Source organism: Komagataeibacter intermedius TF2 (assembly GCF_000964425.1).
GTDB classification, from domain to species: domain Bacteria; phylum Pseudomonadota; class Alphaproteobacteria; order Acetobacterales; family Acetobacteraceae; genus Komagataeibacter; species Komagataeibacter intermedius.
The window spans coordinates 1-9,372 of the sequence record NZ_BANF01000028.1 but is presented as its reverse complement, the minus strand read 5'-3'; the positions used below and the strand labels follow the sequence as shown (position 1 = coordinate 9,372).

Annotated in this window: 11 protein-coding genes and 1 pseudogene; 7 read left to right on the top strand and 5 right to left on the bottom strand. The window is 63.3% G+C overall.

Features of this window, described 5'->3' with window-relative positions:
• The coding region (locus tag B7449_RS05270) for a M20/M25/M40 family metallo-hydrolase (protein WP_048883451.1) at positions 1-1,222 on the bottom strand (1,222 nt) is incomplete at its 3' end.
• A 357-nt stretch (positions 1,223-1,579) separates the two neighbouring features.
• Between B7449_RS05270 and B7449_RS05265 the strand changes: the two genes are divergently transcribed.
• Positions 1,580-3,019: a hypothetical protein gene (locus tag B7449_RS05265; RefSeq protein WP_039734120.1), complete on the top strand. Its 1,440-nt coding sequence runs from the start codon at positions 1,580-1,582 to the stop codon at positions 3,017-3,019.
• Between the two features lie 134 nt (positions 3,020-3,153).
• On the opposite strand, the gene B7449_RS05260 is transcribed toward B7449_RS05265, so the two are convergent.
• Positions 3,154-3,438, bottom strand: a complete 285-nt coding sequence (locus B7449_RS05260) for a hypothetical protein (protein ID WP_039734121.1) — start codon at positions 3,436-3,438, stop codon at positions 3,154-3,156.
• A gap of 132 nt (positions 3,439-3,570) precedes the next feature.
• Between B7449_RS05260 and B7449_RS05255 the strand changes: the two genes are divergently transcribed.
• Genes B7449_RS05255 through B7449_RS05245 form a run of 3 tightly spaced genes read left to right on the top strand, consistent with a single transcriptional unit; the run spans position 3,571 to position 5,385 of the window.
• Positions 3,571-3,984 (top strand): LapA family protein, encoded by a 414-nt coding sequence (locus B7449_RS05255; RefSeq protein ID WP_039734122.1) that lies wholly within the window; start codon positions 3,571-3,573, stop codon positions 3,982-3,984.
• Positions 3,985-4,040: 56 nt separating this feature from the next.
• Positions 4,041-4,748, top strand: a complete 708-nt coding sequence (gene pyrF / locus B7449_RS05250; RefSeq protein WP_039734123.1) for an orotidine-5'-phosphate decarboxylase — start codon at positions 4,041-4,043, stop codon at positions 4,746-4,748.
• A gap of 13 nt (positions 4,749-4,761) precedes the next feature.
• Complete coding sequence (locus tag B7449_RS05245) at positions 4,762-5,385, top strand: phosphoribosylanthranilate isomerase (RefSeq protein ID WP_039734124.1); 624 nt, start codon at positions 4,762-4,764, stop codon at positions 5,383-5,385.
• Here the strand turns inward: B7449_RS05245 and B7449_RS05240 are convergent.
• Both B7449_RS05240 and B7449_RS05235 read right to left on the bottom strand, forming a co-directional pair.
• Positions 5,382-5,699, bottom strand: a complete 318-nt coding sequence (locus B7449_RS05240) for a hypothetical protein (RefSeq protein WP_039734125.1) — start codon at positions 5,697-5,699, stop codon at positions 5,382-5,384. The genes B7449_RS05245 and B7449_RS05240 overlap by 4 nt on opposite strands.
• Before the next feature lie 284 nt (positions 5,700-5,983).
• Positions 5,984-6,421, bottom strand: coding sequence for a DUF721 domain-containing protein (locus tag B7449_RS05235; RefSeq protein WP_039734126.1), 438 nt, complete (start codon positions 6,419-6,421; stop codon positions 5,984-5,986).
• On the opposite strand from B7449_RS05235, the gene mutY reads away from it, so the two are divergent.
• The 3 genes from mutY (at position 6,420) to hemH (ending at position 8,916) form a co-directional block, all read left to right on the top strand.
• Complete coding sequence (gene mutY / locus B7449_RS05230; protein WP_082084774.1) at positions 6,420-7,577, top strand: A/G-specific adenine glycosylase; 1,158 nt, start codon at positions 6,420-6,422, stop codon at positions 7,575-7,577. The two genes, B7449_RS05235 and mutY, sit on opposite strands and share 2 nt — an antisense overlap.
• A gap of 57 nt (positions 7,578-7,634) precedes the next feature.
• Positions 7,635-7,760 (top strand): hypothetical protein, encoded by a 126-nt coding sequence (locus B7449_RS23490; protein ID WP_264996671.1) that lies wholly within the window; start codon positions 7,635-7,637, stop codon positions 7,758-7,760.
• An 82-nt stretch (positions 7,761-7,842) separates the two neighbouring features.
• Positions 7,843-8,916 (top strand): ferrochelatase, encoded by a 1,074-nt coding sequence (gene hemH, locus B7449_RS05225; protein ID WP_039734127.1) that lies wholly within the window; start codon positions 7,843-7,845, stop codon positions 8,914-8,916.
• Between the two features lie 9 nt (positions 8,917-8,925).
• On the opposite strand, the pseudogene B7449_RS05220 reads toward hemH, so the two are convergent.
• Positions 8,926-9,372: pseudogene (locus B7449_RS05220) on the bottom strand (hypothetical protein); the annotation flags it as partial.

Sequence of the window (9,372 nt, the reverse complement as noted above, 5' to 3'; positions counted from 1 at the left end):
CACAGCCAATGGTTACGGCGGGCGTCTCCCATTCCGCGCTCAGCGCGCGCAGGGCCGGTTGCAGGCCAAATGCGTCATCGGGCACCGTGCAGGCCACGGATCCGCCACACGGCGTAAATGTTACCGTGCAGTCATCAGGCAGCATGGCGCGGACATGGGCGCAGAAAGCCTGGCGGATGCGCACCGGGTCCTGTCCCGCCACCAGCCGGAACGAAACCTTGGCCACGGCCTCGCCGGGCAGCACGGTCTTGAAGCCCTCGCCGGTATAGCCGCTGGAAATGCCGTTGATTTCAAAGCTGGGACGGCACCATGTCTGTTCAATGGCGGTGTAGCCCTGCTCCCCCGCCGGGGTGGACAGCCCGACCTCGCCCAGGAACGCGGCGTTGTCGGGGGCGATGTCGCGCCACCGCGCACGGAGTGCCGGGGACGGGTCTTCCACGCCCGCATAGAAGCCGGGCAGCATGACGCGGCCCGTTTTGGCATCACGGATGGAAGCCAGCACGCTGCACAGCAGTTCCGCCGGGTTGCGCGCGGCATTGCCATATATGCCCGAATGCAGGTCACGGCTTGCGCAGCGCAGGTGGACTTCCTCCCCCAGCATGCCGCGCAGCGTTGTGGTGATGGCGGGCACGCCGGGCAGCATGGCGGTATCGCAGATCAGCCCCACGTCGGCGCGCAGTTCCTCGCGATGCGTTTCCATGAAGGGAACAAGGCTGGGGCCGCCGCATTCCTCCTCGCCCTCGATCAGCAGCGAGATGCGCACCGGCAGGGTGCCGGTCGTGGCGCGGATGGCGCGGATGGCCTCGATGAAGGTCATGACCTGGCCCTTGTCGTCCGATGCCCCGCGCGCGACGATGCGTGCGGTCCCATCGGCGCCGGTAACCAGTTTCGGCTCGAACGGGCCGCTTTCCCACAGGTTCAGCGGATCGACGGGCTGGACGTCGTAATGACCATAGAACAGTACATGCGGGCCAGTGGGCGGCGTGCGGTCATGGGCGACCAGAATGGGATGGCCGGGCGTCGCGTGCAGGGTCACGTCAAAGCCGAGTTCGTCAAGCTGGTCACGCAGCCACTGCGCCGCCTGCCTGCAGTCATCCGCATGTTCGGGCTGGGTGGAAATGCTGGGAATGCGCAGCAGGGCAAACAGTCGCTCCAGCGCCGCATCAAGTGTGCGGTCCGCCTGTTCCAGGATGGGAGAAAGGGAAGAGGGGAAACTGGTCATGCATTCTCCGTCATGTGACAGGCATCGGGCAGCCCGGAGGGGATGAAGGGGATTTTGCCTGTTATGGAAGCAAAAGCAACGTGTCCCTGCGCCACAGGCCGCATCAGCCCGGGCATAAGAAAATGTACGGGCTATTCCAGCAGCAATATTTTCAATCGACCGGACCATGATCTGCAACGGAGGAATTGATCGCTCCCGGTGAACATCTATTATGTAGTCAGGATCGGAACAGGGTTTTAAACCGTCAATATGACATTATGGAAAAACGTAAAGTACCTATCGCTTTCTTTTAGTGCGACTGTTATTTCATACTTTTTTTATACCAGAATATTTTATAATGCCCCCGGCATTCTGAATATGGTCATCAATTCGGACAGCCTTGTCCTGCCCCGGATGGGGTGGGAGATGTGGCATGTGCCGCACGCCTGGCAGCATTTCCAGTGGCCGCGCGTTCCCAGCCTGTTCCCGGATATGCTCTGGTTCTTTCTGGCCGAACGTGTCGGGCTTGACTGGCGTGTCGCGCTGGACGGTTTTTTCCTTCTTTCGCTGTGCCTGATGACTGTCTGCCTGGCGTCCGCCATCTGGCGCATGGGCAACCTGTTCTGGCTGCAGGCCCTGTTCCTGGCTTCCGTTACGCTGACGGTCTATGTGGCATGTGTCTCGGCTGGCGTGTACGTACAGCGATTCACGGACATGTCCGGCCTGCTGGAACTGTTTCTGCCTGCCTATCATGGCAGTTCATTCATGCTGTCGCTGCTGGCGGCGGCAATGGCAAACATGGAATATGACCGGGGCCGCAGGATTGCGAATTTCTGTCCGACAGCCTGTCTGTGCCTTGTCGCCACCTTCAGTGATCCCCTGTTCGTGACAACATTCGCGGTTCCCTTTGCCCTGTCGACCCGCGTGTTCGCGCTGATGCACAGGAAAGACACGACACCGGTATGGAGCGCCCTGAAGGAAGGGATCGCGGGGCCCCTGTTCCTGCTGGCGGCCTGTGCCGTCGGGTTCATGGGGCAGGAGCTACTTTACAAGCAGAACCTGGGGGGACTGTTCAAGCATGTCCCGCTGGTTGCCCTGCCGGAAATTGTATATTCCGCATGCTTCAGCATGCGGGCCTTCTGCTGTCTGGCCCTGTTCGCGCTTTCCATCATACCGTTCATCAGGATATGCGCAAAAATATCAAAAAACGAAATTGAGCCGTATAAGGAACTGTTATTTTACCAGGGCTATACGGCATCGGTAATGGCATTATGTATCTTGTCGATAACGTATGTTGACATATCACTTTACAGATATGCCCTGCCGCTTACCTGGTGGTCGATCGTCTTTCTCGTGTCATGCATTGATCCTGCTTCCGTCAGGAAACTATCAGATTATGTCATGGTTTCCCTGCCCTGTGCGGTCCTGTATTTCATGTTGACCGGCAACCATGAAAACAGCCTCGACGGATGGCATTCCCCGCTTGAGACCTGCCTGTCTCAAAGCCATGACAGGCTGGGCCTGCGGGGTGGGCTGACGCATTACTGGCTGTCCAGAAAGGTGGCGGCATCCTCGAACTGGACATTGCAGATCGAGCAGGTGGCAGGCGGAAATCATATTTTCATCTGGGGCAATAATCCCGACCTGTACACGCATGACGTGCATGGTTTCGACAAGACGCCCGTATTCAATTACTTTATTGATGATGGGACGGAAGATCTGAAGGCGCTGTACAGTGACATGGGGCCGCCTGCCCATGTCCTGCACTGTCCTGAAGCGGATATTCTGGTGTTCGACCAGCCAATCAGGCTGCAATAATAATCCTGCACATTGCTGCTGTCGGCTTTCCATACGGATTGCGGGCGGGCTCTTCTATCGTGTCGTGTCGTGTCGTGTCGTGTCGTGTCGTGTCGTGTCGTGTCGTGTCGGGTCGTGTCGGGTGGCGTGCGCGTCTAACATTGCCCGTGCAGGAATCCCAGTGCGGGCAGGGGCCGCCATGCGCGCGGCAGGTCCGCGCGGCGATAGGGGCGGATGGTATGGCGGGGGATTGCGATTTCATTGCGTTCAAGAAAATTGCGGTAGGCGGCGACCTGCCGGTTTCGCCATTCGCAATCCGCCTCGGCCGCGGCGCGGGTGGGATAGATGCTGGCGATGCGCGTCCCGCGCCCGGTGGACGCCACGACCGCCCACGATTCATCACGGCGTGCAGTGGCCCGGAATGTGACAACCTTGCCCATTGCTCTGTCCCTGTTCCGGTTTACGGTGTCTGTCATGCACGCAAGCATGGCTGTGGCCCGCAGCGCAAGCGCCACGCCGCATGAATTGATTTTCTTGCAGGTGCCGGGTGTTGGGGGTAGGGAACAAAGATCATGATACGTCTTTTCATTACCCTGCCCGTAATCGTGGCACTGATCATTTTCGCGGCCTGTAATCAGGCGCCGGTGGAACTGTCATGGCTGCAATGGAAATGGACGTCATCCCCCGGCGTGCTGGCGCTGCTGGTCGCTGCCCTGCTGTATGCCACGGGGTCCGCGAGTGTCTGGGTCGTGGTACTGCGCCAGATGCGCCGCGCCCGCCGCGCGGAACAGGAAGTGCGTACCCTGCGCGCCCGCCTGCCTGAAAACGACATGGGCATGCCCCGTGCCCCCGGCCTGACATCCGCCCCGGCCGGTTCCCCCATGGTGAAGGCGTATGAGGCGGAACAGGCGGCGCCGTCTGCCGTGTCGGACCCCGTCGTGGTGACACCGCCTGCGGGCCCGACGGAAAAACCCCCGGGCGCCTGATCCCTTACGCCCCGAAACCTGTCATTACCTGTATGCCTGACCATGGAGCACCGCCAATGTCCGGACGGTCCACGCGCCTGATTGTTGCCCTCGATACCAAGGATACGGCACAGGCCATGCGCTGGCGTGCCGAAAGTGCCGGGTATGCCGGGGCGGTCAAGCTGGGGCTGGAGTTCACCTACGCCCGGGGGCTGGAGGCCGTGCGCGACGTGGCGGGGGATAGCCCGCTGTTCCTGGACCTGAAGCTGCACGATATTCCCAATACGGTGGCGTCGGCCATTGGCAGCCTGAAGGCCGTGCAGCCCGCCATGCTGACCATCCATGCCGCGGGTGGCCGGGCGATGATCGCCGCTGCCCGTCAGGCGATTGACGGGACCTTTCCCGATGGCGTGCGTCCCCTGCTGCTGGCCGTGACCGTGCTGACCAGCATGGATACGCAGGCCATGCATGAAATTGGCGTGGAAGGCAGCGTGGAAGCGCAGGTCGTCCGCCTCGGGCGACTGGCCATGGAATCCGGCGCGGATGGCCTTGTCTGTTCCTCGCACGAGATTACGCCCCTGCGTGCGGCACTGGGCGAGGCGCCGGTGCTGGTTGTGCCCGGCATTCGCCCTGCGGGAAGCGCGGTGGGTGACCAGAAGCGGATCATGACCCCGGCGCAGGCGCGTGCGGCGGGCGCGGACTGGATCGTGGTGGGGCGGCCCATAACCCGTGCGGCTGATCCTGCCGCCGCCGCCGCCGCGATTGCAGCCGAACTGTCAGCCTGACGGGAACGGGGATATGACGGTCAGGGTCAAGATATGTGGCATCCGCGACCGGATGGGGCTGGATGCCGCGTGCGCGGCCGGGGCGGACTGGGTCGGCTTCGTATTTTTCAGCCGTTCGCCGCGCTGTGTCACGGCACAGGTGGCCGCGCCCCTTGCCTGCGCCATCGCGGATGGCGGTCCCGGACGCATTGGCCTGTTTGTCCGTCCTACGGATGACGAAATCCGTGCCGTGCTGGATCACGTCCCGCTTGACGGATTGCAGATATACGATGATGCGCCCCGCGCAACCGCCATTCGCGACCATTTCGCCCTGCCGGTCTGGCTGGCTGCCGGGATTGACAGCACGGCCGACCTGCCCGTGTCCTGCGCGGTGGATGGTCTGGTCATTGAATCACGTGCCCCGAAGGGATCAGACCGGCCCGGTGGCAATGCCCATGCCTTCGACTGGACCCTGACCGCAGGCTGGGCCGCCCCCGTGCCATGGCTGCTGGCGGGCGGGTTGCGGCCCGATAACGTGCGGCGCGCCATTGACTGCAGCGGGGCGCGGGCGGTTGATGTCTCTTCGGGGGTGGAATCCGCCCCCGGTGTCAAATCGCCCGATCTGATCCGCCAGTTCGTGCAGGCCGCGCGCGCCTAGCGGTAATAGCCGTAATAAGGCGGCGGTGGCGGCGGCGGATACCCGTAAACATAGGGTGGCGGTGGATAGGCATAGGCAGGATAGGGATAGCCGTAATACCCGTACCGATAGGGTGACATGGCCATGCCCATGGCCGTGCCCGCGGCAAGACCCATGCCCAGACCACCCCAGCCCCAACCCCATCCGCCGCCGCGCCAGCCGCCTCCATGCCAGCCGCCACCCCATCCGCCACCGCGCCAGGCATAGGCGGCGGGAGCGGGCATGACGCCGACCAATCCCATGGATACGGCCAGCAGAAGGGCTAACTTGCGCATCGGGTCAGTTCCTTTCCCGTAACAGTGTGCCAATAGATATTGGCACGTTCGAAGGGAATATCCAGCCTTCTCCGCTGACATGCACATGACAAAAGGGAAAGCCGCCCGCGTATCACCCCTGCGTCGTGCCGGGGGATGACAGCAGGCAGGTGCCAGAAGGGTGTGCAAGGCAACTGGTTGATAAGACTAAAAGTTCCGGGTGCCGCCTTTTTTCGGGAAGGCGGCGTTCACTGACGCTTTTTGAAAAAACTTCACCAGAAATGTCTGTCAGTTTGCCGGACGCCTCAGCGGGGTTTCGGGCCTCGCGGCGCAGTCAGCCAGCCACCAAGGCGACTGAGGGCGTCCTTGAGCGGACCATCGGGCATGTCATCAATCTGCACGGGCGCGGGGGGGGGCTGGCGGCGTGGCGGCGGGGTGGAAGGACGCGGCGGGGCGGTCAGGTCCTGGACCATTTTCAGCCGTCTTACCACGCCCTGTCCACAGGTGGTGTTGATGCGCGCGATGACGGTGGGGGCGAGGTGCTGCAGTTCCATGGCCACGGGCCCGCGACACCCGACCGTCAGCGTGCCCGCGGACAGCCTGCGCGGCACGGTCATGCTGGCAAGGTGGGGGCCGACGATATCGGGCCAGTCCGTCATGACCTGAATGGCGGCGGGGGACTGCTTGCGAAAGACGGGCCGACTGACATGCGGCAGCAGGGCCGCCATGCTGCGCGTGCGCATGGCCCGCCGGGGTGGTTCGGGGGGCGTGGCGTCATTCTTTCGCTTGCTGCGGGTCGGCGGGTTCGTCATAAACGGGTCCGTGTTACCTTCTGCTGCCGATCTGTTACGCTGGTATGACCGGCACCGTCGCACTCTGCCATGGCGCGCGCTGCCGGGCCAGAGCGCAGATCCCTATCGCGTGTGGCTGAGTGAAATCATGCTGCAGCAGACCACGGTTGCGGCAGTCATTCCCTATTTCGAGCGTTTTCTGGACGCATTCCCCGATGTGACGGCCCTGGCCCGCGCGCCGCAGGACCGGGTGATGGCGTTGTGGGCCGGTCTTGGCTACTACGCCCGCGCGCGCAACCTGCATGCCTGTGCGCAGGCGGTGGCGGAAAACGGCGGCCGCTTTCCCGATACGGTAGCGGGACTGCTGGAATTGCCGGGAATCGGTCCCTATACCGCTGCGGCCATTGCCGCCATCGCCTTTGGCCGCCCGGTCGTGCCAGTGGATGGCAATGTGGAGCGTGTGACGGCGCGGCTGTTTGCCATGACCGATCCGCTGCCCGGATCGCGTAAGGCCATTGCCCGGCAGGCCATGACGCTGAATGCGGATAAGGCGGCCATCGCCCGCCCGTCCGATTTTGCGCAGGCGCTGTTCGACCTGGGGGCGGGGGTCTGCACGCCGCGCGCCCCGGCCTGCGTGCTGTGCCCATGGCGGGAAGCATGTGCCGGAAACCGGCAGGGAATCGCGGCGATACTGCCACGCCGGGCGGCAAAGGTGGCGCGACCGGTACGGCATGGCGTGCATTTCTGCATGGTGGATGCGGCGGGCGGCATCCTGCTGGTCCGGCGGCCTGAAAAGGGGCTGCTTGGCGGCATGATGGGCCTGCCCGGCCCGCACTGGCGCGATGTGGCATGGCCACAGGCGGAGGCACTGGACCATGCGCCCACCGCACCCCGGCTACGCGCGAAATGGCGGCAGGTCGGGCAGGTGAAGCATGTCTTTACCCATTTCACGCTGATGGTGGATGTCTATGCGGCGCGCATATCTGCCTTTCCCAACAGCCTTGTCGGGCAGGACGGCCTCATTCATTACGGGAATGATGTGGATGTGGCGCTGCCCACACTTATGCGCAAATGCGTGGAACTGGCGCGGGACAGCAATATTTTTTGATTGACGCGGGCATGATATGCGCGGTTGACTGATCATTGTCCGATCAGGAAAGGGACCGTGATGTTCACTTTTGTCCAGATGCTTTCCCCTGTTGTCGCCCTGCTGGGGCTTGCTGGTATGGCCTGTTACCTGCGTGCACCGGCGCGTGCGCTGCAGCCGGTCCGTGTGCGGACCCGCCGCTGATACGTGGCATGTGCGGGTTGGCGGGTGATGGCGCCCGCCGGTTTCTTTGCATCCCGGCACGGCTTCATGTAGCAGCCGTTTCATGACATTCATTACCGTAAATCGTGCGGCACGGCATGAAAATGCCCCGTCGCGCGCCGGGGTGCTGCTGAGCAATCTGGGCACCCCGGATGGCACCGGCTATGGCGCGGTGCGCCGCTATCTGGCGGAATTCCTGTCGGACCGGCGCATTATCGAAGCCAGCCCCCTGCTCTGGAAGCCCATCCTGTACGGGCCGGTGCTGACCTTTCGCCCCCGCAGGTCGGGGGAGGCCTATCACCGTATCTGGCATCATGACCGTAATGAAAGCCCGTTGCGGACCTATACCCGTGCACAGGCCGAACAGCTTGGCGCGCGGCTGGCGGCGGATGATGTGCCGGTGGCATGGGGCATGCGGTATGGCCAGCCATCCATAAAACAGGCGCTGCATGACCTGATGGGGCAGGGATGCGACAGGATCCTGCTGGCGCCGCTGTACCCGCAATACAGCGCCACCACGACGGCAACCGCCAATGATCAGGCGTTCCGCGCCCTCATGCGCATGCGCAACCAGCCTGCCATCCGCACATTGCCCCCGTTTGCCGATCATCCTGCCTATATCGCGGCCCTGGGCCGGTCCATTGCGGCCCGTCTGGCCACGCTGGATTTCAGGCCGCAGATGATTGTGGCGTCCTTTCACGGGCTGCCGAAAATCTATGTGGAAAAAGGCGACACCTATGCCGCCGAGTGCCAGCGCACCATCGAGGCACTGCGTCGGGCCATGGGATATGACGAGCAGATGATGCCGCTGACCTTCCAGTCACGTTTCGGTCCGGCGAAGTGGCTGGAGCCCTATACGGCGCCCTTTATCGAATCGTTGCCCGCGCGCGGGATCGAACGCATTGCCGTCATCACGCCCGGCTTCATTTCCGACTGTATCGAGACATTGGATGAAATCGGCAATGAAGCGGGGGATGCCTTTGTCAGGGCTGGCGGCAAGGAACTGGCGCTGATCCCGTGCCTGAATGATTCCCCCGATGCCATTGACCTGCTGGAAACCCTTGTGCGGCAGGAACTTGGTGGCTGGGTGCCCCGGGCGGGTACGAATGCCGTCCCGCTTCAGGGCGCCGCAACCTGACTGCGGGCCTTATGGCCGGTCGCAGCTTTCGGTCAGGGTGTTATAGACCTGCCCCTTCGGGCAGGTGACGGGCCGGGGGGACGTGGACTGACCCGCGGTCGGCTGTTCCTGCCGTGCCGGGGCAGTCTGGTCGGTCAGGAGCGTGGACAGGTCCTTGTCGTAAACGGAATCATCTTCCGGCGCGTTATTGCCCGTGCCGTTATAGATTTCCGGCGCGGCCTGATAACTGGCGCCAGCTGCGGCCGCCCCCATGGCGGCGCCCATGCCATATCCCATACCATAGCCCATGCCGTAGCCGCCCCAGCCCCAACCCCAGCCGCCGCCCCATCCGCCCCACGGATATCCCCAGCCGGCATAGGCGGGGTAGTAGCCACCACTCCATCCACCCCAGCCCCATCCGCCGCCGCGCCAGCCACCACCCCGGCCGCCACCGCGCCAGTCACCGCCACCCCGGCC